21 protein-coding genes are annotated in these 25,150 nt (G+C 68.8%); 7 read left to right on the top strand and 14 right to left on the bottom strand.

Features of this window, described 5'->3' with window-relative positions:
• Positions 1-36 precede the first annotated feature (36 nt).
• The 10 genes from G7043_RS18520 to G7043_RS18475 all read right to left on the bottom strand — a co-directional run bounded on the left by G7043_RS18520 (position 37) and on the right by G7043_RS18475 (position 11,091).
• Complete coding sequence (locus tag G7043_RS18520) at positions 37-2,775, bottom strand: DEAD/DEAH box helicase (protein ID WP_166046891.1); 2,739 nt, start codon at positions 2,773-2,775, stop codon at positions 37-39.
• Between the two features lie 115 nt (positions 2,776-2,890).
• Positions 2,891-4,732 (bottom strand): molecular chaperone HtpG, encoded by a 1,842-nt coding sequence (gene htpG, locus G7043_RS18515; protein WP_166046890.1) that lies wholly within the window; start codon positions 4,730-4,732, stop codon positions 2,891-2,893.
• A gap of 44 nt (positions 4,733-4,776) precedes the next feature.
• The gene (locus G7043_RS18510; RefSeq protein ID WP_166046889.1) at positions 4,777-5,637 is read right to left on the bottom strand and encodes a diacylglycerol/lipid kinase family protein; all 861 of its coding nucleotides are present in this window, start codon (positions 5,635-5,637) and stop codon (positions 4,777-4,779) included.
• The gene (tatC, locus tag G7043_RS18505) at positions 5,634-6,542 is read right to left on the bottom strand and encodes a twin-arginine translocase subunit TatC (RefSeq protein WP_166047104.1); all 909 of its coding nucleotides are present in this window, start codon (positions 6,540-6,542) and stop codon (positions 5,634-5,636) included. Before tatC ends, G7043_RS18510 begins: the two co-directional genes overlap by 4 nt.
• Positions 6,543-6,654: 112 nt before the next feature.
• A complete protein-coding gene (gene tatA / locus G7043_RS18500; protein ID WP_166046888.1) occupies positions 6,655-6,942 on the bottom strand; it encodes a Sec-independent protein translocase subunit TatA in 288 nt (95 codons plus the stop codon).
• The gene (locus G7043_RS18495; RefSeq protein ID WP_313887950.1) at positions 6,935-7,207 is read right to left on the bottom strand and encodes a bacteriophage holin; all 273 of its coding nucleotides are present in this window, start codon (positions 7,205-7,207) and stop codon (positions 6,935-6,937) included. Before G7043_RS18495 ends, tatA begins: the two co-directional genes overlap by 8 nt.
• 9 nt (positions 7,208-7,216) lie before the next feature.
• On the bottom strand, positions 7,217-8,197 hold the full coding sequence (locus G7043_RS18490) for a helix-turn-helix transcriptional regulator (protein WP_166046887.1): 981 nt from the start codon (positions 8,195-8,197) through the stop codon (positions 7,217-7,219).
• A complete protein-coding gene (locus G7043_RS18485) occupies positions 8,194-9,159 on the bottom strand; it encodes a helix-turn-helix transcriptional regulator (RefSeq protein ID WP_166046886.1) in 966 nt (321 codons plus the stop codon). The genes G7043_RS18490 and G7043_RS18485 overlap by 4 nt, the downstream gene beginning before the upstream one ends.
• A gap of 60 nt (positions 9,160-9,219) precedes the next feature.
• Complete coding sequence (locus G7043_RS18480; protein ID WP_207311294.1) at positions 9,220-10,047, bottom strand: alpha/beta fold hydrolase; 828 nt, start codon at positions 10,045-10,047, stop codon at positions 9,220-9,222.
• A 36-nt stretch (positions 10,048-10,083) separates the two neighbouring features.
• A complete protein-coding gene (locus G7043_RS18475) occupies positions 10,084-11,091 on the bottom strand; it encodes an oxidoreductase (protein WP_166046884.1) in 1,008 nt (335 codons plus the stop codon).
• Between the two features lie 86 nt (positions 11,092-11,177).
• Here G7043_RS18475 and G7043_RS18470 point away from each other — a divergent pair, with 86 nt between their 5' ends.
• Complete coding sequence (locus tag G7043_RS18470; protein ID WP_166046883.1) at positions 11,178-15,410, top strand: wHTH domain-containing protein; 4,233 nt, start codon at positions 11,178-11,180, stop codon at positions 15,408-15,410.
• Here G7043_RS18470 and pafA read toward each other — a convergent pair.
• Positions 15,407-16,765 (bottom strand): Pup--protein ligase, encoded by a 1,359-nt coding sequence (gene pafA, locus G7043_RS18465; RefSeq protein ID WP_166046882.1) that lies wholly within the window; start codon positions 16,763-16,765, stop codon positions 15,407-15,409. The genes G7043_RS18470 and pafA overlap by 4 nt on opposite strands.
• A gap of 116 nt (positions 16,766-16,881) precedes the next feature.
• Here pafA and G7043_RS18460 point away from each other — a divergent pair, with 116 nt between their 5' ends.
• From G7043_RS18460 to G7043_RS18440, 5 genes are all read left to right on the top strand, one after another.
• Positions 16,882-18,246, top strand: a complete 1,365-nt coding sequence (locus G7043_RS18460) for a bifunctional phosphatase PAP2/diacylglycerol kinase family protein (RefSeq protein WP_166047102.1) — start codon at positions 16,882-16,884, stop codon at positions 18,244-18,246.
• A 103-nt stretch (positions 18,247-18,349) separates the two neighbouring features.
• The gene (locus G7043_RS49900) at positions 18,350-19,105 is read left to right on the top strand and encodes an IclR family transcriptional regulator (protein WP_166046881.1); all 756 of its coding nucleotides are present in this window, start codon (positions 18,350-18,352) and stop codon (positions 19,103-19,105) included.
• A gap of 20 nt (positions 19,106-19,125) precedes the next feature.
• Positions 19,126-20,625: a glycerol kinase GlpK gene (gene glpK / locus G7043_RS18450; RefSeq protein ID WP_166046880.1), complete on the top strand. Its 1,500-nt coding sequence runs from the start codon at positions 19,126-19,128 to the stop codon at positions 20,623-20,625.
• A complete protein-coding gene (locus tag G7043_RS18445; protein ID WP_166046879.1) occupies positions 20,618-22,150 on the top strand; it encodes a glycerol-3-phosphate dehydrogenase/oxidase in 1,533 nt (510 codons plus the stop codon). The genes glpK and G7043_RS18445 overlap by 8 nt, the downstream gene beginning before the upstream one ends.
• 45 nt (positions 22,151-22,195) lie before the next feature.
• Positions 22,196-22,567, top strand: coding sequence for a VOC family protein (locus G7043_RS18440; protein ID WP_166046878.1), 372 nt, complete (start codon positions 22,196-22,198; stop codon positions 22,565-22,567).
• Here the strand turns inward: G7043_RS18440 and G7043_RS18435 are convergent.
• The gene (locus tag G7043_RS18435; RefSeq protein ID WP_207311293.1) at positions 22,564-23,382 is read right to left on the bottom strand and encodes a hypothetical protein; all 819 of its coding nucleotides are present in this window, start codon (positions 23,380-23,382) and stop codon (positions 22,564-22,566) included. The genes G7043_RS18440 and G7043_RS18435 overlap by 4 nt on opposite strands.
• Positions 23,383-23,393: 11 nt before the next feature.
• Positions 23,394-23,813, bottom strand: coding sequence for a MarR family winged helix-turn-helix transcriptional regulator (locus tag G7043_RS18430; protein ID WP_166046877.1), 420 nt, complete (start codon positions 23,811-23,813; stop codon positions 23,394-23,396).
• Positions 23,814-23,892: 79 nt separating this feature from the next.
• On the opposite strand from G7043_RS18430, the gene G7043_RS18425 reads away from it, so the two are divergent.
• Positions 23,893-24,504, top strand: a complete 612-nt coding sequence (locus G7043_RS18425; protein ID WP_166046876.1) for a maleylpyruvate isomerase family mycothiol-dependent enzyme — start codon at positions 23,893-23,895, stop codon at positions 24,502-24,504.
• Here the strand turns inward: G7043_RS18425 and G7043_RS18420 are convergent.
• Positions 24,501-25,112, bottom strand: coding sequence for a GNAT family N-acetyltransferase (locus G7043_RS18420; RefSeq protein ID WP_207311292.1), 612 nt, complete (start codon positions 25,110-25,112; stop codon positions 24,501-24,503). The two genes, G7043_RS18425 and G7043_RS18420, sit on opposite strands and share 4 nt — an antisense overlap.
• Positions 25,113-25,150: the final 38 nt, after the last annotated feature.

Genomic DNA, 25,150 nt, shown 5'->3' with positions numbered 1-25,150 from the left:
TTTACTCCGACTCGCAAAACCTTCGTCAGTCTCACGTCACATCATCGCCACAACTCCGCGACGCAGCGCGTCGACCGCCTTGGCCGCAGCCGAACCGACGGAGTCCTGTCGGCCAACCACCTCACGGATCTGGTCCAAAAGGTCGATCACCTGCCGGCACCAGCGCACGAAGTCGCCCGCGCCGAGCTCGTTGCCACCCGCCTCGGCGGCACTGAGCACCTTCTCCAGCGACTCTCCGCGCGCCCAGCGGAACACCGGCCACGCGAAGCCCGGATCCGGCTGGCGGGTGATGCGTTCCAGCTTGAGGCGGCGCTCGTCGTCCTCGATCTCCGCCCACAGCCGCACGGTCTTGAGCATCGCGTCCGACACCGGCCCCTGCGGCAGCCGCGCCTCGACCGGACCGTCCCGGCGCGCCTCGTAGACCAGCGACGACACGACGGCCGCGAGCTCCTCCGGCTTGAGGCCCTTCCACACGCCGTGGCGCAGGCACTCGGCGGCGAGCAGGTCCGACTCGCTGTAGAGCCTGGTCAGGCGCTGTCCGTCCGGCGTGACCTCCTCGGCCTCGCTGAGGTAGCCCCGTTCGCGCAGCAACGCCCGGATGCGGTCGAACTGACGCGCCAGCGAGTGCGTGGTGGCCGCGACCTTGCGCTCCAGCTGCTCGGTCTCGGCCAGCAGCCGGTGGTACCGCTCGCCCCACCGGGCGTGGTCCTCGCGCTGGTCGCAGCCGTGGCACGGGTGCACGCGCAGGGCCCGGCGCAGCGTCGCGAGCTCGGGGTCGTCGTCCGCGGTGGTCTGCTTGCGACCACGCGACGGCACGGCGATGCCGGTGTTGCGGATGGTCGCCGCGAGGTCGCGCCGCGATTTGGGCGAGCGCACGTCGACCTGCTTGGGCAACCGGATGTGGCCCAGCACCACTACTGGCGACGGGAAGTCGGCCGACGTCAGCCGCCCCGACCAGCGGTCCTCGGTGACGACCAGCGGCCGCGCCTCGCCCAGCGGTTCGAGGCCAGGGTCGACGACGACGGCGAGCCCGGAGCGGCGACCGGACGGCACCGCGATCACGTCACCCTTGCGCAGCCGCTCCAGCGACTTGGCCGTCTCGATGCGGCGCGCGTTGGTGTTCTGCTTGGCGAGCTGCTTCTCGCGGTCCGCGACCCGCCGGCGCAGCGACGCGTACTCGGTGAAGTCGCCGAGGTGGCACGTCATCGCCTCGGTGTAGCCCGCCAGCGCCTCCTTGTTGCGCTCGATCCGGCGCGCGAGGCCGACCACCGACCGGTCCGCCTGGAACTGCGCGAACGACTGCTCCAGGATCTCGCGGGCGGCCGACGCGCCCAGCTGGTGCACCAGGTTGACGGCCATGTTGTAGCCGGGCCGGAAGCTCGACCGCAGCGGGTACGTGCGCGTGGACGCGAGCCCACCGACCGCCTTCGGGTCGATCCCGGGCTGCCAGACGACGACCGCGTGCCCCTCCACGTCGATGCCACGCCGCCCTGCCCGGCCGGTGAGCTGGGTGTACTCACCCGGCGTGAGGTCGACGTGCGCCTCGCCGTTGTACTTCACGAGCTTCTCGAGCACGACCGTCCGCGCGGGCATGTTGATGCCCAGCGCGAGCGTCTCGGTCGCGAACACGACCTTGCACAGTCCGCGGACGAACAGCTCCTCGACGGTCTCCTTGAACGCCGGCAGCAACCCGGCGTGGTGCGAGGCGATGCCGCGCTCCAGCGCCTCCCGCCACTCCCAGAAGCCGAGGACGGTGAGGTCGGCCTCGGGCAGGTCGCGCGTCTTCTCGTCGATGATCCGGCGGACCTGGTCGGTCTCCTCCGGCGTGTTGAGCCGCAGCCCCGCCCGCGCGGTCTGCGCGACCGCCGCGTCGCACCCGGCCCGGCTGAACACGAACACGATCGCGGGCAGCAGGCTGGCCGCGTCGAGCCGTTGGATCATGTCGATCCGCGACGGCGGCTTGTACCCGGTGTTGCGCGGCGCCCGCACCCCGCTGTTGCGGTTGCGCCCGCGGCTGAACGGCACGTGGTACCGCGTCAGCTCCTCGGTCTTGCGCAACACCTGCGAGTTGATCCGCGCGTGCGTCTCGTCGCCCTCGAACAGGTCGAGCATCTGGTTGCCCACCAGCATGTGCTGCCACAGCGGCACGGGCCGGTGCTCGTCGACCACGACCGACGTGTCGCCGCGCACCTCGACCAGCCACTCGCCGAACTCCTCGGCGTTGCTGACCGTCGCGGACAGACCGACCACCTGCACGTGCTCGGGCAGGTGCAGGATGACCTCTTCCCACACGGGACCGCGGAACCTGTCCGCGAGGTAGTGCACCTCGTCCATCACGACGTACGCGAGTCCGTCCAGAGTGGACGAACCCGAGTACAGCATGTTCCGCAGCACCTCGGTGGTCATGACGACCACGGGCGCGCCACCGTTGACGCTCGTGTCACCGGTGAGCAGGCCGATGCTCTCCGCCCCGTACCGCGCGGTGAGATCGGCGAACTTCTGGTTGGACAGCGCCTTGATCGGCGTCGTGTAGAAGCACTTGCGGCCCTCGGTGAGGGCGAGGTGGACGGCGAACTCGCCGACGACGGTCTTGCCGGCCCCCGTCGGGGCGCACACGAGCACGCCATGACCGTCCTCCAGGGCCTCGCAGGCCTGGCGCTGGAACGGGTCCAGCTCGAACGAGATGACGGAGAGGAAGTCGGTCAGCTTGGGCCGCTCAGCGCGACGCCGAGAGTCGGCGTAGGCCTCGGCCGGGGACCGCGAAGCACTTGACACCCCTTCAGGCTTTCACATCGCACCGACAATCGCCGCTGAGATAGATTAACTTCAACCCACACTGAAACGACAGAGGGCGATGCCGTCACGACATCGCCCTCCACCTGCGGTTTTGTCAGAACGTGCGCTGCACCCGGTCAGCGACCAGCTTCACGAACCGCGACGGGTCGGCGAGCTCGCCGCCCTCGGCCAGCAGCGCCAGCCCGTAGATCAGCTCGGCGGTGTCCGCGAGCGACTCCCGTTCACCGTCCGCGAACGCCTTGTGCAGACCCTCGACCAGCGGGTGCGACGGGTTGAGCTCCAGGATCCGCTTGATCTTCGGCAGCTCCTGCCCCATCGCCTTGTACATCTTCTCCAGCGTCGGAGTGATGTCGTGCGCGTCGCCGACCACACACGCCGGTGAGGTCGTGAGGCGCGTGGACAGCCGCACCTCCTTGACGTTCTCCTCGAGAGAGGACGCCATCCACGAGAGCAGGTCGGCGAACTCCGTGGCCTTCTCGGCCGCCGCGGACTTCTCCTCTTCCGTCTCCAGGTCCACCTGTCCCTTGGCGACGGACTGGAGCGGCTTGCCCTGGAACGCGGGCACCGAGTCGACCCACATCTCGTCGATCGGGTCGGTCAGGATCAGCACCTCGAAGTCCTTGGCGCGCAACGCTTCCAGGTGCGGCGAGTTCTCCACGGCCAGCCGCGAGTCACCCGTCATGAAGTAGATGTGCTCCTGGCCGTCCTTCATCCGCGACACGTACTCGGCCAACGTCGTCAGCGAGTCCGCGGAGTGCGTCGAGGCGAACGAGCAGACCTCGAGGATCGCGTCGCGGTTGTCGGCGTCGGAGAGCAGGCCCTCCTTCAGCGCCGCGCCGACCTCGGCCCACAGCTTGGCGTAGTCCTCGGCCCGCGACGACTGCAGCGACTTGATCGACGACAGGACCTTCTTCACCAACCGGCGGCGCATCAGCTGGATCTGGCGGTCCTGCTGCAGGATCTCGCGCGAGACGTTCAGCGACAGGTCGGCGGCGTCGACCACGCCCTTCACGAAGCGCAGGTACTCCGGCATCAGCTCGGCGCAGTCGTCCATGATGAAGACGCGCTTCACGTAGAGCTGCACACCGCGCTTGCCGTCCCGCATGAACAGGTCCAGCGGCGCCTGCGACGGCAGGAACAGCAGCGCCTGGTACTCGAACGTGCCCTCCGCCTGCATGCGGATGGTCTCCAGCGGAGCGTTCCAGTCGTGGCTGATGTGCCGGTAGAACTCCGCGTACTCCTCCTCCGTCACCTCGGAGGCCGGACGCGCCCACAACGCCTTGCGGGAGTTGATGTCCTCGCCGCCGAGCCGCACGGGCCAGGTGATGAAGTCCGAGTAGCGCTTGACGATCTCGCGGATCTTCGCCGGCTCGGTGTAGTCCGGCAGCTTGTCCTCGTCGTCGGACGGCTTGAGGTGCAGCGTGACCGAGGTGCCCTGCGGCGCGTCGTCGACGTCCTCGATCGTGTACGTGCTTTCGCCCGTCGACTCCCAGCGGACACCCTTCTCCGCGTGCGGGTACTTCGTCACGAGGGTGACCTTGTCGGCCACCATGAACGACGAGTAGAAGCCGATGCCGAACTGGCCGATCAGGTCCGAGGTCGACGACTGCTGTTCCTTGAGCTGCTTCAGGAACTCCGCGGTACCGGACTTGGCGATCGTGCCGATGAGCCGCACGACGTCCTCGTGCGTCATGCCGATGCCGTTGTCGCGCACGGTCAGCGTGCGCTCCGCCGGATCGGACTCGATCACGATGTGCAGGTCGTCGACGTCGACCTGCATGTCCTTGTCGCGGAACGACTCCAGCCGCAGCTTGTCCAGCGCGTCCGAGGCGTTCGACACCAGCTCGCGCAGGAACGTGTCCTTGTTCGAGTAGATCGAGTGGATCATCAGCTGCAGCAGCTGGCGTGCCTCGGACTGGAACTCGAGCGTTTCCATGCATCCCCACCGAAAAGATCAGATGAACGAACAGCCCGACAACTTTAGCGACCCACGACGGTGAGAGCGTCTGGGACCGTGCGAACCGAGACGGGCAACGCCTCCTGGCGTTCGCCGTCGGCGTAAGCGATCCAACCGTTGCCACCGGACAACGACACCTCACGCGCGCGGAACGTCCGCACGGCCGGGTGTTGGGTGTGCTTGCCCGTGCGCAACGTCGGCAACATCCGCATCAGCATCGACCGGCTCGCGTGCTCCACCACCGTGACGTCGAACAGACCGTCCGACGCGCTGGCGCCGGGGCACACCGGGATGCCGCCGCCGTAGTTCGGCGTGTTCCCGATCGCCACCAGCGTCGCGTCCAGCGAGAACGTGTCGGTCTCGGTCGTGATCAGCAGCGGAGCCGACTTCAACGACGCCAGCTCGGCCAGGATCGCGAGGTCGTAGCGGCGCGGACCGGCGGGCCAGCGCATCGCGTTCGCCCGCTCGTTCACGGCGGAGTCGAACCCGGCGCACAGCACCGTCGCGAACCACTGCCCCGTCGACAGCTGCCCGAGGTCCAGCTTCTTGCGAGTGCCGTGCACGACGTCCTCGACCGACGCGGACCCGATCGCGGCCGCCAGGTCGTTGCCGGTGCCCGCCGGGACGACGCCGAGCGCCGTCGAGGTGCCCGCGCACGCCTGAATGCCCAGGTGAGCGGCACCGTCACCGCCGAGCACGACCAGCAGGTCGATCCCGTCGGCGACCGCCTCGCGGGCCATCGCCAACGTCCCGGCGGCGTCGTGCGCCACGAACTGCGTCAGCGACGACACGTGCGGACGCAACGCGGCGGCGGTCGACCCGGCCATCCGGGCCGCCCGCCCCTTGCCCGACGCCGGGCAGACCAGCAGGGCTGCCCGCGTCACGTGGCGTCGTCGTAGTTCACGCGCTTCGAGGTGTCCGAAGCGGCCGGCTTCTCACCGGGGTCGTTGCCCTCGGCGTCGGACGGCACGTAGTCGAACGGCGCCGCCTCGTCGTCGTCGAGCGCGTCCCAGCCCTCGGCGGCGCGCAGCTTGGCCTTGCGCTTGTCGTGCACGCGGGCGATCTGGATCGCCATCTCGAACAGCAGGCCCAGCGCGAGCGCGAGCACGACCATCGAGATCGGGTCGGTGCCCGGCGTCGCGATCGCGGCGAACACGAACAGACCCATCAGCAGGCCACGACGCCACTTGTGCAGCTTCTCGTAGGTGATGACGCCGGCCCGGTTGAGCATGACCACGATCAGCGGCAGCTCGAAGCTCACGCCGAAGATGAACAGCATGGTGATGATGAACGAGACGTACTTGCCACCGGTCAGAGCGGTGATGAAGTCGTCACCACCGAAGCTGATCAGGACCTGCAGGCCCTCTGGCACCACCAGGTAGGCCAGCACCGCGCCGGCCGCGAACAGGATCGCGGCGAAGAACACGAAGGTGCGCGCGAACGTGCGTTCCTTCGTGTACAGGCCGGGCGTGATGAACGCCCAGAACTGGTACAGCCAGAACGGGCTGAGCAGCACCGCGCCCGCCGCCGTACCGACCTGCAACCGGATCATGAAGCTCTCGAACGGCTCGGTCTGCAGCAGCCGGCAGCCGATCTCACCGTCGAACTTGACCCGGTACGGCTCCAGGTCCGGCTGACAGTACGGAGCCGTCATGATGTCGCCCAGCGACGGGATCGGGCCGAGCTTCACCCCGAACCAGATCCAGCCGAAGATGGCACCGATGGCGATGATCAGCATCGCCATGCCGAGCCGATGCCGCAGCTCGTAGAGGTGCTCCTTGAGCGACATGGTGCCGTCGGCGTTGCCCCGACGGCGCTTGCCGCGTTCCCGGCGCTCGGCGAACCACCGGAACGGACTTGCCACCGCGCTAACCGTCCTCACAAGTCAGGAGACCGCAAGGTCAGTTGTTGGCCTTGTTCTGGGTGGTCTGCTCGATGGGAGGAGCGACCTGGGGCTGCTGCTGAACCTGCGGCTGGGCCGGCGGCAGCTGCTGGACCGGCTGCTGCACGGGCTGCTGCTGGACCGGCGCGTCGTCCGCGTCCTGGTCGCGCAGGCCCTTCGTCTCGGCCTTGAAGATCTTCGCCGACTTGCCGAGCGAACGGGCCATATCGGGAAGCTTCTTCGCACCGAACAGCAGAATGATCACCACAGCGATGATGATCAGCTCGGTGGGTCCGAGGTTACCCATGGGTGATCCTCCTGTCTCCCCCGCCACGACGATCGTACGCGGGGTTTGCCCTGGTGCGGGCCTGTACCGGACGCCGCCGCTGCGCGACGGCCACCTTCAGCGCGGCGGTCCGCGCCTTCAGCAGTCCGACGCGATCGCCGACCCTGTCCCCCACCAGAGTGCGGGTGCGGGCGAATCGACGCAAGGATCGGATGACTCGGACCGTGATCGCGACCAGCACGATCAGGCCGATCGCGATCAGCGCGAGGGTCGGTGTTGACGGCACGAGCACACGTTATACGTCCTGGGTGGACAGCAGGTCATCTGCCCGCCGCAACGCCGCCCTGGCCTGCCGCACGACCTCGTCCGCGAGCTCGGCCGGCTGCTCTACGTGCACGTCCCCACCCAGTCCGAGGAGCAGGCGGACCATCCAGGAGGGGTCGTCGTAGCGCATGAGGACACGCGTGCGGCCGTCCGACAGCTCCGCCGCGTGGTCGACCGGGTAGTACTCCGCGACCCAGTGCGCGTCCGGTTCGAGGAGCAGGACCGCGATCTTCTGATCGTCCCGCGGTTGGAACAACCCCTCCGATGTATCGGTCAATCGGGCGTGCGGCGGAGGCGACGACGGCTCGTCGAGAACCTCCACGTCGTCGATGCGGTCGAGCCGGAACAACCGCACGCCGAGCGCCGAGCGGCACCACGCTTCGAGGTACCCGCGGCCCTCCACGAGCAGCAGGCGCATCGGGTCGACCACACGGTCGCTCATCGCGTCGTGCGACTGCGAGTAGTAGCGGATGCGCACGGCCCGTTCGCGCTTCACGGCGTCCTGCACGGCGGCCCGGATCTCCGCGGTCTCGCCGCGCTCGAACGCGCCGAGCCCGACCACCATGCCGGCGGGCTGCGCCTTGCCGACCGCTGCCTCGATCTTGGCCAGGGCCCGCTGCACCGCGGCCGTGTCGACCACACCGGGCGTGTCCGCCAACGCTCTGAGGGCCACCAACAGCGACGCCGCCTCGGCCGCGGTGAGCCGCAACGGCCGGTTCATGCCCGCGTCGAACGACACGGTGATCGTCTCGCCCTCGAACGACAGGTCGATCAGGTCGCCGGGCCCGTAGCCGGGCAGGCCGCACATCCACAGCAGCTCGAGGTCCTTGCGCAGCTGCTTGGGCGTGATGCCGAAGTCGGCGGCGGCCTCCTTGACCGTGATCGCGGGCCGGTTGAGCAGGTACGGCACGAGTGCGAGCAGACGCGGCAGCCGTTCGTTCGACGCGGTCACCGCGCTCCTTCCAGTGCGCCCTGCAGGCGGTCGCGGACCGATTTGGCCAGCACCTCGGGTTCGAGCACCACGACGTCGGGCCCGAACCCGGCCAGCCACTTGGCCGCCGAGTCGGGGAACTTCAGGTCGATCTCCACGACGTCGCCGCCGTCGCGTTCCTCGACGATCTTGGCGTGCCGGCGCACGCCCTGCGCCCGGTCCTTCGCCACCCAGATCTTGGCGGGTGCCGTGTGGTGCGGATCCACCTCGGTGCGCGCGATGAGGCTCAGCAGGTCGGTGCCCTCGGGCACCTTGAACGCGCCGGGCTTGCCGACGGGCCGGACGGTACCCACGACCCGCGACAGCCGGAAGCAACGCGTGTCGTCGCGCTCGCGGTCCCAGCCGACGAGGTACCACTTGCCGCGCCAGGCGACGACACCCCACGGTTCGACGGTGCGTTCCTTCTGCCCGCCCGGCGGCGGCTTGCGGTAGTCGAACGAGACGACCTGCCCGGCCTGCACGGCCTGCAGCAACGGCGGGAACGCCGGTTCGTTCGCCCGCACCTTGGGCTCGACGGCGGCCGGCGCGTCCTGGTCGACGTCCACCCCGGCGGCCCGCAGCTTGATCAACGCCCCGTGCACGGCGCCGGTGAGCTGCGGCGAGTCCCAGAGCCGGGCCGCCAGCGCCACCGCGGCCGCCTCGTCGGGTTCGAGGTCGATGTCACCGAGCTCGTAGTCGCGCCGCGCGATCCGGTACCCGTCCTCCGCGCCCTCCACGTTGGACTGCCGGCCCGTCTCCAGCGGCACGCCGAGATCGCGCAGTTCGGACTTGTCCCTTTCGAACATCCGGAAGAACGCCTCGTCCGTCGGCGCTTCGTGATAGCCGGGGACGATGGCGCGGATGCGCTCCGCTGTCAGGTATTGACGGGTCGACAGCAGGCACAACACCAGGTTGACAAGGCGTTCGGCGCGTGCGATGGCCACGGACAAACCCTAACCCCGTGCGGTTTGAAACCTTGACATCACCTGTTGTGAACGGTCCGTTCAGAGCAACGTGCGCAACTCTCTCACCAGCTCGTGCGGTGCTTCCTCGGCCATGTGGTGTCCACAGTCGATGGCACGTACCTGCACGTCATCGGCCCATTCGGCCCACACGTCCGCGAGATTTTCATACAACTCGCCGAGGTCGTCCTTGGCCGACCACAACGCCAGCACGGGACACGAGATCTTGCGCCCGTTCGCCCGGTCCTCGTCGTCGTGCTGCCGGTCGACCTCCAGCCCGGCCTGGTAGTCGCCGCACATCGCGACCACCGTCGCGGGGTCGTGGATGGCCCGCTGGAAGTCGGCCCAGTTCTCCACGCCCATCGCGAGCGGCGTGTCGTGGTACCGCCCGCCGTAGAAGAGATCCGGGTTCTCGTTGATCATCGCGGCCGCGAGCTCCTGCTGCGCCAGGAAGAACCAGTGGTACCAGGCCCGCGCGAACCGGGCGTCGCACCGCTGCAGGTGAGCCCCGATCGGCAGCCCGTCCAGCACCGCCAGCCGCGTGACCCGCTCCGGATGATCGAGCGCCAGCCGAATCGCCGCGGCCGCGCCCCGGTCGTGCCCGACGACCGCGAACCGTTCGTGCCCCAGTTCGCTCATGAGGTTCACGAAGTCCCGCGCCATAGCCCGTTTCGAGTAGTCACCGGGCTTGCTGGACTCGCCGTAACCGCGCAGATCCGGACACACAACCGTGTGGTCCGTGGCCAGCAACGGCGCGACGCGATGCCACGTCGTGTGCGTCCGAGGGTGGCCGTGCAGGAGGAGGACCGGCGGCCCTGCACCACCGGTCCTCACTCGCAGCACGGCCTCGCCAACGTCCCTGCGACGCAACGAGAAACCCTCGAACACCTGCTTCGGCTACCCAACTCAGGAGCGGCCGACACGTCCCTTTTCGCCAGACGCCCAGCAGGTGTTACCAACGCAGTCCACGGTGTCGAAGCTCCCGGTGTCCGCGACCTTCCAACTCCTGCCGTCCTTGCTGGTGTCCGTGCCCGACGGCCCCACCGCGACCAGTCCGTTGCCCCGGTAGGCGATCCCGGACCGATACCCGACCGGCGCCTGCTTCCCGGCCTTCCACCCGTGCCCGTCGTAGGTCGCGAACGCCGGCGTCGGATCGGTCGGCTTCTTGTAGTCGCCACCGATCGCCACACCCCGCCACGGCGTCTTGAACGCCACCGCGAACACCCCGGCAGCGTCGCCAGACGGCAACGGGGTGTCCGACGCCTTCCACGACCGACCACCGTCCCGCGACTCCAACACCCGTGCCTTCGCCCCGCCGCCGGTAGCGATCCACGCGTGGTTACCGCTCGTCGTGACACACTGCCCGCTTGCTGCGAACGCGAACTCACCCGGCAACGCGTCCGGCATGCCCTTCGTGTCGTTGAGGTGCCACGACCGACCACCGTCCCACGTCCTGAGCACCCGGAACTTGCCGTTGACGGGGTCACTCAACGCCAGCCCGCGGAACCGGTCGAAGAACGCCACGCAGTCGTAGAAGACGGCCGGATCGGGGTCGGTGTTGCGGAACGACTCCTGCCAGGTCTTCCCACCGTCGGACGTGCGGTAGATCCGCGACGACTCGCCGCTGCCGATCGACAGGGCCACCGCGTTGCGCGCGTCGAACGCCTCGATGTCGCGGAAGTCCAGCGCCTCGGTGCCGGGCGGCGCGACGGACTCCCACGACCGGCCACCGTTGACCGTGCGCAGGACGGTGCCTTTGGAGCCGCTGACCCACGCGACCTGACCGGAGACGGCGGACAGGCCGCGCAGCTGGGCGTCCGTGCCGGTCGGTTTGAGCTCCCAGTAGGTGTCGGAGGCCGATGCGACCCCCGGTAGAACCAGAAAAGCAGCGAGTGCCGCCGCAATGATCCTCATTCCGCCACTCTTCACCGAGCCGGTGATCGCTTCCTAGCCCCGATCGGCGGTCGGCTCAGTCCGCGGTCAGGGACGAGGATCTCCCCATGCCCGAGAGCGACCAGGACCCGCCCATCAGCGCCAGTCAGCCGGACAGGTCGTTCACGGAGCTGACGAACCCGCACCCGTGGTCGCGAGGTGCGCTTGAGCACGAGGGATGGGACCGTCTCAAGCCCGGCCGGCAGACGGAGGAGATGCGGAGTGCCACCGCCGCGGTCGTGCGGGAGCTGGCAGCACAGTGGGAGGAGGCCCGCCCCGCACTCGCGGACGACCCGTGGTTCGACGACGCGTTCGCCGAGCGGTTCACGGAACGAACCAGGTGGGTGATCGATCTGGTGTTGCAGGACGAGGAGCTGACCGCGGCCGAGGTGGCGCTGCTGGTCGCGTTCCCCTACCTGCACCAGGCGTTCTGGGCGCAACGAGCGGCGGAGGTGCTGCGGTCCGCGCCGGACCCGGCGGTCGGAGCGTTCAGCCGTGGTGGCGCGAAGGGTGATCTCAGCTCGTTCGCCGCCGAGCATGGCAGCGTGTACCGCCGAGGTGCACAGGCCGCGGAGAACGGCGACGAGGCCGCGAGCGGTATCGGCTGGTGGTTGTTCCACCGGTGGCTCGTGCAGCGGCCTGAGTGCTACCACGCGGACAACGTCGCCGCGCTGCTTCCCACCGCGTTGCCTTCGCCGTTGAACTCGGCACTCGGCGCCGCACGGCTCATGGAACTGATGCGGGTCGTGCAGATCGACCCGGCGTTCCTGCGCCGCGCCGACCGCACCACGAAGCTGAAGCCCGTGGTGCGCATCGCCGGCGGAAGCGTGCGCCAGCAGAACGTCCGCGAACAGTTCATCGGCTATCTGCTCGTCTTCGCACACCGCACAGCGATCGATCCGATGGTGTTGCCTCGCGTGGTGGTCAACCACGTCGGCGTCCGGGACGGACTGGTTCCGGCGGACGTGCTCGCATCCATCAGGGCCGTTGAGTGGGACGGAAACCGGACCCTCACCCTGTGCACGGGGTGCGGTCATCCCGCCACCGTGCTGGCACTGCGCGGTCAGGCCGCGATGGTGGACTCGGTGCTCACCGAGATCGTCCACGTCGTGGAGGAGGAATCGGTCTGGCTTGCGCCGCTCAAGGCGATGCCGGTGCACGCCGCCGCTGACGGCGTGGTGCTGGCGGCGGGCGACGACACCGGCCACCCGTCCACGTCGCTGGGGCACCGCTTCAGGCTGGCTGACGACCGGATCCAGGAGCTGCTCATGGGCGAGCAGCTCTACGGGACGCCGGAACTCGCGATCCGCGAGCTTTACCAGAACGCGCTCGACGCTTGCCGCTACCGGGATGCCAGGACGACCTACCTCACGAAGACACGGGCCACCTCGTTGCCGTGGAAAGGCCGCATCAGCTTCCGGCAGGGCGTGGACGAACACGGACGGAAGTTCCTCGAATGCGCCGACAACGGCATCGGAATGGGCGATCGTGAGCTGGTCGACGTGTTCTCCCGCGCCGGGGTGAGATTCGCCGACATGCCCGAGTACGTCGAGGAACAGGCCGACTGGGCAGGGGAAGGCATCGAATCGTTCCCCAACAGCCGCTTCGGCATCGGTGTGTTGAGCTACTTCATGCTGGCCGACGAGATCACCGTGACGACCTGCCGTCTCGACCGCGAGGGCAGCCCTGGGCGACGGCTCGAAGTGCACATCGCCGGTCCTGGTGCGCTGTTCCGCGTGCGCGATCTCGGTCAAGGCACCGACGCGGGAACCGTGGTGAGGCTCTGGCTGCGCCACGCGGACACACCACTGCACTGCACCGAACTGCTGCGGCGCATCCTCTGGCTCAGCGACTACGAGGTCACGTCCGACGACATGAGCGGCCGGCAGACCTGGGAACCCCATCGGCTCTCCACGATGGCGCCGATCGGTTCGGACGCACTGGGCGAGGACCCTCGCAGAACGGCCGGCCGAGTCGTTCCCACGCAGGACGGCAACATCTGGTGGTGCAACACGAAGGGAGCCGTGCTCGCGGACGGGATCTGGGCGGGTACGAGCCTCTTCGGCGCGGTCGTCAACCTCACGCGGCACGACATGCCCCGGCTCACCATCGACCGCAAGTCGATCATCAATCTCGACCGGACGCTGATCGAGGGCCTGTTGCGTGCCTCCATCCCCGCACTGCTGGAGTCACCTCGCTCACCACTGTCGCATCGATGGCTGTCCACCCTCGCCGAAGACATGCCACGACTCGCAGACGAGATCTGCGAACAGGCGATCGACGCCAGGTATCGGCCTTGGCTGATCGCCGGCAGCGAGGTGCCGATCGAGATCGTCGGCTGCTTTCCTTTCGACGAATACGTGCTTTCGGCCGCCGGGGTGCTACCTCCGACGTGGAGCAACCGCATCGGGGTCTGGAGACTGGAGGCTTGGCTCCAGGCGAACTCGCGGACTGGATCGTCTACGGCGGCGCGCCCTGTCGTCCCGGCGCGTCCATCCGACGAGATTCTCCTGACAGCCGACTCCAGCACCGTCTCGGAGTTTTATCGTGACTGGTTGCCCGCCACCTCCCCGGTGGAGACCGGACACGTGATCTCCGCGGCACTTCGTTCGCAACGCTCGCCGTCTGAGGTCGCCGCACGTCTCGCTGTGCTCGGCTACTCGACCCGCACGCCGGGGAAACTGCCCTCGACCGCCCGAGCAACTGACCTTCAACTGCTCGGGATGTTCCGGCCCGGCAAGCCGCCATGGCTGAGTCCGCTCACGCCGGTCCCGCACTACAACGTGCTCCTGGCAGCGATCAACACCGGTATCGCCCCTCAAGGCGTCGCAACGCGACTGCTCGAGCTCGGATACGACGTGCCGGCCACGGCGCATCTGCCCTCTGCGGTGTACCCGGCCGATCGAGTGCTGATCCAGACAGATGAGCGGGCGCGCGTGCTGCGGGTCGAGAAACCCGTCGAGGTCGCGCACGTTCTGATCGCCGCCGCTCGCACCAACCGGACACCCGCCGAGGTGATACACCGCCTCGCTGAGCTCGGGTACGAAGTCCCGGCCTTGGCAGAACTTCCGAACGAGAACGACGGTGACGACGAGTTCATCCTCACCGTGCACACGACGCAGCCGACCCACAAGTACGTGACAAGCCCAGTACCACTGCTGCAGATCACACTCGCCGCGATTAAATCAGACCGATCCCCCGCGGATGTCGCCGCGCGCCTTGCCGAACTGGGGCTCGAGGTGCCGTCCAGCGACAGGACGCCCGAGTTCATCGCGCAGTCCGACCTCGTCTTGACCAAGGAGCAGTCCCCCAACGGAGCACGCTCCAAAGAGCTGCACGTTCACAGCGTTGTCACGATGGGTCACGTGCTGTCGGCGGCCCTCAGGACCGGGCAGCCACCAGGCCAAGTCGCGCGGCGGCTCGCCGCGCTCGGCTACACCCCGCCGTCGTTCGACCTGATGCCTGAGGAGGTGGAGGAGGACGACCTCGTGCTGACGAGCACCGCGATCGGATCCGACACAGGACATGGCTACAGCGGCCGGCTGGACACCTGGCTGCCGACAGGTGCCCAGGTGTCGTTTCAACACATCATGATCGCGGCGGCCAGAACTCGCAGATCTCCGCTCGACGTGGCACGGAGACTCGGCCGGCTCGGATTCGCCACTCCCCCGCCGAGCGTCCTCGACCTCAGCGTGGGACCTGACGACCTGGTCCTGCTGAGCAGCTCCCTCGACGGCAGACCGCCCTGGTTGACAGACGCCCATCCGGCGTCGATGCGATCCGGGGTCGTGCTGCCGCTCGGTCATGTGCTCGCCGCCGCGAGCGTGCTCGGCCGGCCGCCTGCAGAGGTGGCCGCGCGGCTGAAGGCCTTGGGGCTGCGCATCGAGACAACGGATTTTCCCTCGACCGCCGACCTGGACAGCCGGCTACTCGGCCGGGCGGTCGATCCCGCCCATTGGCAGATCTCCCGCCCCGCCGAGTTCCTATGGCTCGGGAAATTCATTCCGGCTGACCGGCTTCACCTGCTGATCTGCGCGGAGCGAACCGGACTGGCACCGGTCGAAGTCGCTCGTCGCCTGATCGCACTCGGCATTCCGGTCGAGGACACCGGCGATCTGCCGATCTCCGTCGACCGGATCGACCTCGCCTTGCTGAGCAAGTCGTTCACCGGGAAGGAACCGTTCAGGAGTCTCGACGCGGCGTTTCCCCGCGGCCAGGTGATGTCCGCGGCGTTCAAGACGCGAACATCACCCGGCGAAGCGCTCGACCGAGTGCGGAGACTCGGCCTCACGCTCGACTAGAGCGACGAAATGAGCCTTTCCACGCGCTCGTCCACCGCCCGGAACGGGTCCTTGCACAGCACCGTGCGCTGCGCCTGGTCGTTCAGCTTCAGGTGCACCCAGTCGACGGTGAAGTCGCGACCGGCGGCCTGGGCGGCGGCGATGAAGTCACCGCGTAGCTTGGCCCGCGTGGTCTGCGGCGGGGTGTCCTTGGCGGCCTCGATCTCGCCGTCGTCGGTGACGCGCTCGACCTGGCCCTTGCGTTGCAGCAGGTCGAACACGCCGCGGCCGCGCCGGATGTCGTGGTAGGCGAGGTCGAGCTGGGCGATGCGCGGGTTGGACAGGTCCATGTTGTGCTTGGCCATGTACCGCTCCATCAGGCGGTTCTTGATGGCCCAGTCGATCTCGCGGTCGATCTTGGTGAGGTCCTGCGACTCGACGGCGTCGAGGGTGCGGCCCCACAGTTCGAGGACGCGCTGCGCCATCGGGTCGGGAGAGCGCTTGGCCACGTGCTCGACGGCCTTCTCGTAGTACTCGCGCTGGATGTCCAGCGCGGAGGCTTCCTTGCCGCCGGCCAGCCGGACGGTGCGGCGGCCGGTGAGGTCGTGGGAGATCTCGCGGATGGCGCGGATCGGGTTGTCCAGGGAGAAGTCGCGGAACTGGACGCCCTGCTCGATCATCTCCAGCACCAGGTTGGCGCTGCCCACCTTGAGCAGCGTCGTCACCTCGGACATGTTCGAGTCGCCGACGATGACGTGCAGGCGCCGATAGCGCTCGGCGTCGGCGTGCGGCTCGTCGCGGGTGTTGATGATCGGGCGGGAACGCGTGGTCGCGGACGACACGCCCTCCCAGATGTGCTCCGCGCGCTGGGAGAGGCAGTACACGGCGCCGCGCGGGGTCTGCAGCACCTTGCCGGCGCCGCAGATCAGCTGGCGGGTGACCAGGAACGGCAGCAGCACGTCCGCGATGCGGGAGAACTCGCCGGCCCGTGCGACCAGGTAGTTCTCGTGGCAGCCGTAGGAGTTGCCCGCCGAGTCGGTGTTGTTCTTGAACAGGAAGATGTCCCCGCCGATGCCCTCGTCGGCGAGCCTGCGCTCGGCGTCGACCAGGAGGTCCTCGAGGATCCGCTCGCCCGCCTTGTCGTGCGTGACCAGCTGGGCCAGGTCGTCGCACTCGGCCGTGGCGTACTCCGGGTGCGAGCCGACGTCCAGGTAGAGCCGGGAACCGTTGCGCAGGAACACGTTGGACGAACGTCCCCAGGAGACGACCCGGCGGAACAAGTACCGCGCGACCTCGTCCGGGGACAGACGACGCTGCCCGTGGAAGGTGCAGGTCACCCCGAATTCTGTCTCAATGCCGAAGATCCGCCGCTGCATCCCTCAACAGTAGGCGACTCCCACGCCGAGCAGGGTGATCCGTTCGGGCGGCACGCCGGTTGCGGTTTAGTGTCGGAGGGGTGTGGAAACGGGTCAGCGCTCTCGACAAGAAGCTCATGAGCTCCTCTGCCGGGCTGCCTCCGAGCAGGCTCGACAGGGGTTTCAAGCGACTTTCCAAGGCCGCGAACCACAGCTTGTTGTGGTTCGCGATCGCGGCAATCCTGGCAACGGGGAAAGGCCCGTTCCGGCGTGGCGCGATGAGGGGGCTCGCGGCCATTGCCGGGGCGTCTGCCAGCGCGAACCTGGTCGGGAAGTCACTTTTCCCGCGGCGCCGGCCCGCCGCTGATCTGCTCGCGGTCGAGCGCCGTCTGTCCAAGCGGCCGACCTCGTCGTCGTTTCCGTCCGGTCACTCCGCGTCAGCCGCCGCTTTCGCCACGGCGGTGGCGATGGAATCACCCAAAGCAGGCGCGGTGGTCGCACCGATCGCAGCGGCCGTGGCGTATTCACGCGTTCACACCGGCGTGCATTGGCCAACGGACGTTGCGGCCGGCGCGGCGGTGGGTGTCGGTGCCGCGCTGCTGACTCGCCGTTGGTGGCCGTTGGGGATGAACGACCCCGCGTCGGCCTACGAACACGCCGATCTGACGTCGCTGCAGGAGGGCGATGGGCTGGTCGTGGTGGTGAACCCGCGCTCGGGGATCGGCCCGGACCCGACGCCGCAGATCACCGAGGAGTGGCCGAAGGCCCAGGTCGTCTCGATCGAGGAGCTCCCCGACCTGCCGGACGCGAAGGCGCTGGGGGTGGCTGGTGGCGACGGGACCGTGGCCGCCGTGGCGTCCATCGCTGCTGAGCGCGACCTACCGCTCGTGCTCATCCCCTCCGGCACGTTGAACCACTTCGCGCGTGACGTCGGCATCACCGGTTTGCACGACACGGCACAAGCGGTCGCGGACGGCGTGGGTGTGCGCGTGGACCTCGCGCAGGTCAACGGGCAGTGGTTCGTGAACACCGCGTCGTTGGGCGGCTACCCGGACATGGTGCGGATCCGCGAGAAGCTGCAGAAGCGCTGGGGCAAGTGGCCGGCGGCGGCGATCGCGCTGTTCCGCGTGCTGCAGCGGGCCAAGCCGCTGGAGATGACCATCGACGGGGACAAGCACCTGGTGTGGCTGCTGTTCGTGGGCAACGGCCCGTACCGGCCGAAGGGGTTCGCGCCGACCATGCGGCCGCGGCTGGACGACGGGCTGCTCGACGTTCGGTACGTGCGGGCGGACCGGCAGTTCTCACGAACCCGGTTCTTCCTCGGCGCGCTCCTCGGGGCGTTGGAGCACTCGCGCACCTACAAGCACCTCGAAGTGGCCTCGTTGAACGTAGAGGTGCACGGCGCGCCGATCTCCATCGCGACGGACGGCGAAGTCCGCGAAAGGGCCACCCACTTCAAGTTCCGCTCCCGCGCCGCCGCCCTGGGCATCTACCGCCCCTGACTGACGACACGCGGGGCCCCCGCGTCCTCTCCTGTAGTACGTAGGGTCCCCGCGTGCAATTTGGTGTTCGACATTGTCGAATGCGTGCAGGTAGGGTCGTGATGTGCCTGGGCCCATTCAGTCCATTCAGCGCGCGGCGGAGGTGCTCAAGCTGCTCGCGCACGGCGGCGCGCACCAGTTGGGCGTCGGCGAGATTTCGCGTGCGCTGGACCTGGCGAAACCGACGGTGCACGGCATTCTGCGGACGTTGCAGGAGGTCGGCTTCGTCGAGCAGGAGGTCGAGGGCGGCAAGTACCGCCTCGGTGCCGCGTTGTTCCAGATCGGCACGAGCTATCTCGACGGCAACGAGCTGCGCGCCAAGGCGTTGAACTGGTCGGACACGTTGGCCATGCGTGCGCGCGAGGCGGTGCGGATCGGCGTGATGCACGGCAAGCACGTGCTCGTCGTGCATCACGTGTTCCGGCCGGACAACAGCCGGCAGACGCTCGACACCGGCGCGCTGCTCCCGTGGCACGCGACCGCCCTCGGCAAGGCGCTGGTCGCCTTCGGCGAGTGGCCCGACGGCGACCTCCAGCGGTTCACCAGGCGCACGCTCAACCCCGACGAGCTGCACACCGCGATGAACGAGGTGCGCGACCGCGACTGGGCCTACGACCTGCACGAACTCGTCGAGGGCGAAGCCTCGGTCGCCGCCCCGATCCGCGACCGGCGCGGCGTCGTCGTGGGTGCGGTCGGCATCTCCGGACCGGTCGAGCGGCTGTGCGAGTCACCCGATCAGCCGCCTCGCCTCGAACTCGTGTCCTACGTACGTGAGGCAGCTCGCAGCGTTTCGAGGGAGCTCGGAGGCCTCTCCTGGTAGTAACCTGACACCGTTCGACAATGTCGAATGGCACAGAGAGGTGCTACAGGGTGAGCTACATCGCGGCGATTGACCAGGGCACGACGTCGTCCCGGTGCATCGTGTTCGACCAGGCCGGCGGGATCGTGTCGGTCGCTCAGCGCGAGCACCGCCAGATCTTCCCCAAGCCGGGCTGGGTGGAGCACGACGCGACTGAGATCTGGACGAACGTGCAGGCCGTCGTGCGCGATGCCCTCGCACAGGCGTCTCTCACCCACGACGACATCGCCGCGTTCGGCATCACGAACCAGCGCGAGACAACGGTCGTGTGGGACAAACAGACCGGCGTGCCCGTGCACAACGCGATCGTCTGGCAGGACACACGCACCGACGCGCTGATCAAGCAGCTGGGCGACCAGGACCGGTTCCGCGAGCGCTCCGGACTGCCGCTCGCCACCTACTTCTCCGGCCCGAAGCTGCGGTGGCTGCTCGACAACGTCGAAGGGCTGCGAGAGAAGGCCGAACGCGGCGAGGTCCTGTTCGGCACGATGGACACCTGGCTCATCTGGAACCTAACCGGCCGCCACGTCACCGACGTGACGAACGCGTCGCGCACCATGCTGATGAACCTCGACACCCTCGACTGGGACCCCGAGCTCCTGTCCGCGATGGACGTTCCCCGAACGGTCCTGCCCGAGATCCGGTCCTCCTCGGAGGTCTACGGCACGCATCAGGGCGTACCGGTCGCGTCGGCGCTGGGCGACCAGCAGGCCGCGTTGTTCGGACAGACCTGCTTCGACCCCGGCGAAGGCAAGTGCACCTACGGCACGGGCGCGTTCCTGCTGATCAACACCGGCGCCAAGCCGGTGCACTCGCAGAACGGCCTGCTGACCACCGTGGGCTACCAGATCGGTGACCAGCCCGCCGCCTACGCGCTGGAAGGCGCGGTCGCGGTCACGGGCGCACTGGTGCAGTGGTTCCGCGACAAGGTCGGCCTGATCTCGTCGGCTGCGGAGATCGAGACGCTCGCACGGACCGTGGACGACAACGGCGGTGCGTACTTCGTGCCCGCGTTCTCCGGACTGTTCGCACCGCACTGGCGCAGTGACGCGCGTGGCGTGATCGCCGGACTGACGGGCTACATCTCGCGCGGACACCTCGCACGGGCCGTGCTGGAGGCATCGGCGTGGCAGACCAAAGAGGTCGTCGACGCAATGAACGCCGATTCCGGTGTGGACCTCACGACGTTGCGGGTCGACGGCGGCATGACGGCGAACAACCTGCTCATGCAGTTCCTCTCGGACGTGCTGGACGTACCGGTGGTGCGCCCGATCGTCGCCGAGACGACGTGCCTCGGCGCGGCGTACGCGGCCGGTCTGGCGGTGGGCTACTGGCCCGACACCGCCGCACTGAAAGCGAACTGGCACAAGGCGGCCGAATGGGAGCCGTCGATGGAACCGGCCGCCCGCGACAAGGGCTACCGGAAGTGGAAGAAGGCGGTCGAGCGGACCGTCGGGTGGATGGACGAGGACGATGACTGACCTTTCTCTTGGCCTGACTCAACGGGCACGCGCCCGCGAAGAGCTCCAGCACGGCGACTTCGACGTCGTCGTGATCGGCGGCGGCATCCTGGGCATCGCCACCACGTGGGCCGCGGCCCGCTCCGGCCTGCGGGTCGCGCTGGTGGAGAGCGGTGACTTCGCGGGCGCCACGTCGTCCGCGTCGTCGAAGCTGGTCCACGGCGGCCTGCGCTACCTCGCGATGGGCCCGTCGGCCGTGCCGATGGTGCACGAGAACCACAAGGAACGCCGCGCGCTGGGCGACCACCTGGCCCCGCACCTGGTGCGCCCGCTGCCGTTCCTCGTCCCCGTCTACAAGGGAGGCCCGCACAGCCGTTTCGTACTGGGTGCGGGCGTGACGCTGTACTCCGCGCTGTCGGGCTTCGGCGACGGCATGGGGAAGGTGCTGTCGGCGCGCAGGGCTGTGGAGTGGGTGCCTGACCTGCGCGCCGACGGTCTGCGCGGGGCCGCGATGTACTACGACCACCAGATGAACGACAGCCGCGTGGCGATCACCGCCGCGCGCGCCGCCGCCGAGGCCGGTGCCGTGCTGCTCAACCACATCTCGGTCGTGGGCCTGCGCAAGACCGGTGCGAAGGTGACGGGCGTGGACCTGAAGGACTCACACGGTGAGTTCGGCGTCAACGCCCGTGTCGTCGTCAACGCGACCGGCCCGTGGCTGGACGTGTTGCGGCGCATGGAGGATCCTGCCGCCGACCCGTCGATCCGCCTGTCGAAGGGTTCGCACCTGGTGATGCGGACGTCGACGGAGTGGAAGGCCGCGCTGACGATCCCGGTCGACGACGTGCGCGTGTCGTTCGCGATCCCGTGGGAGGGCCACCTCCTCCTCGGCACCACTGACGAGGCGTACGAGGGCGACCCGGCCGCCGTGTCGTGCACCGAGGCCGACGTCGACCAGATCATGTCCGAGGCGGGCGTCGCCGTCACCGGGCTCGACAAGAAGAACCTCGCGTACACCTTCGCGGGTCTGCGGGTGCTGCCCGGCGGCCCCGGCGACACCTCGCACGCCAAGCGCGAGACGGTGATCACCGCGGGCTCCGGCGGCATGATCAGCGTGGCCGGCGGCAAGTGGACGACGTTCCGCAAGATCGGCGCCACCGTGCTGGCGCGGGTGAACTCGGAGCTCGGCCGCACGTTCGACGGCCCGCTGGACGGTGTCGCGCTGCCCGGCTCGGCCCAGCCCGACACCGTGGGTTCGGTGCTCGGTCACGCCTGGAACGCGCTGCCCGACGACGTGGTCCGCCACCTCGCGACGCACTACGGCACGACATCGCACGAGGTCGTCGCGCTCGGCCTGGAGAACCCGGCCCTGCTGGAGCGCGTGCACCCGGACGGCCCGGACATCTGGGCGCAGGTCGAGCACGCCCGCCGCACCGAGTGGGCGTCCGAGGTGGACGACGTGCTGCGCCGCCGCACCACCGTGATGGTCCGCGGGCTCGACTCGCCCGAGGTCCGCACGCGCGTGTCGGAACTGCTCGCGTCCTGACGCAACTCGGTGGCGTCCGCAGCGGCGGTCAGGAATTCTGCACCCATGGTTTCCGTGGTGCAGAACGTGGCGATCGACTGTGCGAATGCCTATGAGCTGGCCCGCTTCTGGAGCGAGGTGACGGGCCGTCCGCTGCACCCGGACGACAAACCGGGTGATCGGGAGACCGAGGTCCAGCTGGCGGACGGCCCGGTGCTGTACTTCAACCAGGTGCCGGAACCCAAGACGAGCAAGAACCGGATCCACCTGTGCCTGCGCCCGGACACCTCGCGTGACCAGGAGGTGGAGCGGTTGCTGGGCCTCGGCGCCACGTTCGTCGCCGATCGCCGCGAGCCCGACGGCACCGGCTGGGCGGTCCTCGCCGACCCCGAGGGCAACGAGTTCTGCGTGCTGCGCAGCACTTCCGAACGGGCCTAACAGGCCAGCCCGAGCTCGATCAGGTACTCGGCGAGCTCGGGTTCGGAGTGGAACGCGCTGCGCAGCGCCAGCGACCCGTCACACCCCAGCGCGACCTCTTCTCGTGACACCGCGCGGTGTTCCAGCCGGAGTCCGTCCAGGTAGGCGTCGATGATCGCCTCCCGGATCGGCGGGAGATCCGCGACCGCCATCCGTCCCGCCTGCGCCAGGCCCACGAGCAGTTGGCCGAGGTCCGCGCCGACCGGGTTCGGGCACTGCCAGGTCACGTCGATCACCACGAACGACTCCGGGTCGTCGGCGGGCACCAGCAGGTTCTGCGGACACGCGTCGTTGTGCCCGGTGGCCTGCGGCAGGGCCTCCAGCCGTGCCAGCAGTTCCGGCACCCGTCCGGCGAACCGCGAGCAGTCCGGCCGCAGGAACGCCTCCCGCACCAGCCTTCCCTCGTACAGCACCCGCAGCGCCCGGCCCGGCGGGCCGCCGAACCTGCGTCCCGCCCACCGGCCGAGCCCCAGCGCGGCCCGCCGGAAGCGCGGCAGGTCCCACTCCACGTCAGCGCAGCGCACGTCCTCCAGCCACAGCCCGATCCGGTCGCCGAGGTCGTCCACCCGCACCACGCGCGGCCGTCGGAAACCGGGCGGCAACGCGAAGTCCGACAGCAGGAACTCGGCCTCGTCGCGCCACGGGAACTCCCCGACCACGTCCACCAGGTCCGCGGGAATCCGAGGCCGGCACAGGACTTTGACGAACACCGACTCCTCCTCGGTCACGACCCGGTAGAGCGCCGCCGTCGTCACCGCGACCGGCCGGAACGCCACCGGCACGACCCTCACCGGTACGGGTCGGTGATCTCGCCGAGCTTCTCCAGCGCCTCGCGCAGCTGGCCCATCCGGCGCTTGCCGATGTGTTGTTCCCATTCCGCCTCGATCCTCGCGATCTCCGCCTCCGCGACGGGCGTGGCGCCCCTCGCCTTCTCGGTGACCCGCACCAGCCGCGCGCGGCCGTCGGTCGGGTCGGGCACGCGTTCCACGTACCCGAGCTTCTCCAGCTGGTCGACCAGGAACCCGGCGGTCTGCTTGGTCACCTGGGCGGCCTCGGCAAGCTCGGTCAGGCGGGTGCCGTCCGGGCTGATCCGTTGCAGCACACGGGCCTGGGCCAGGGTCACGTCGTAGCCGGCGCCGGTAACCGCGGCCATGATCCGGTTCTCCAGGTCCCGGTACGGGATGTAGAGCAGCAGCCCGATGTTCACCCGCGACTCCCCTTGTTTTTAGTCAGAGACTCTGATTAAAGTAGTCAGTCTATCGAACTAAATCAAGAGGAGGACCGTCATGGACGACACCCAGATGTGGCAGACGATCGACTCCGAACGCGCGCTGACGGCGGACCTGCTCGCCGGGCTCACGGACGTGGAGTGGACCTACCCGTCGCTGTGCGCGGGCTGGACGGTGCGCGAGGTCGCGGCCCACCTGACGCTCGGGCACCGCATCGGCCTCGGCGGCGTGATCCGCGAGTACGCCAAAGCCCGCGGCAGCTTCAACCGCGTGGTCGACCAGACCGCCCGCGCCGAGGCGGCGCGGAGATCCACCGGGGAGCTCGTCGCGGAGCTGCGCGGCGCCGTCGGGGTCCGCAAGCTCGCGCTCGGACAGAGCCTCAAGAACGCCATGATGGACGTCATGGTGCACACGCAGGACATCGCACTGCCGCTCGGCATCGAACGCCACATGCCGATCGAGGCCGCCGTGGTGTCCGCGGACGACCTGTGGCACATCGGCTTCCCGTTCCACGCGCGCAAACGGCTGGCCGGCCATCGACTCGTCGCCACCGACGCCGACTGGTCGGCCGGCGAGGGCACCGAGGTGAGCGGGCCGATCGAGGCGCTGCTGATGCTGCTCGCCGGGCGCACCGCCACCATCCCGCGACTCACCGGCATCAGCACCTAGCCGATCATCCGCACCATCCGCCGGCACACGTGCACGCGCTCGAACCGTTGCCGCAACTCGGCTTCCCGTTCGATCCTGGCGTGCAGGAACGCTCCGACCGGCGTCAGCCCGTACTTGGCGTTCAGCACCGTGCCCACCTCGTCCGCCGAGGCGTAGACGTGCAGATAGCGTGACGTCTCCAGGAACCCGTTGCGCGCGAACCAGCCCAACGCCGGTTCGTCCTCACGGGTCGAGGCGTCGAGTACGCGCACACCACACCGTTCCAACCGGCGCAGCGCTTCGCCCAGCAACGCCGTTGCGATCCCACGGCCCTGATAATCCGGGTGCACGACCACGGTCTGGATGGTCGCTTCCGCACCGGGCACCGACACGTCCAGTGCAGCGACCACGACGCCGTCGTGGAGCGCGACGAGTTCGAGATCGGCGCGGCGCTTGGCCTGCCAGACGTCGTCGTAGCTGCTCGTCGTGACGAATCCGAGCACCCGGCACCGCAGCCAGGACACCTCGTCCGCGGTCTCGTAGTCCCGGATCTCGTAGTCCCGGACCCCTGAGGGCGGCACCACCGCTCGCGGCACATCGGACCGGCCCGATGCCCCCAGCAGACTCACTGCCCCAGTTCGACCCCGTGCGGCGTCGACCACGTCAT

This window comes from Lentzea alba (assembly GCF_011067745.1).
GTDB lineage: Bacteria > Actinomycetota > Actinomycetes > Mycobacteriales > Pseudonocardiaceae > Lentzea > Lentzea alba.
The sequence above is the reverse complement of the archived record's forward strand: the minus strand, read 5'-3'. Positions and strand labels throughout refer to the sequence as shown.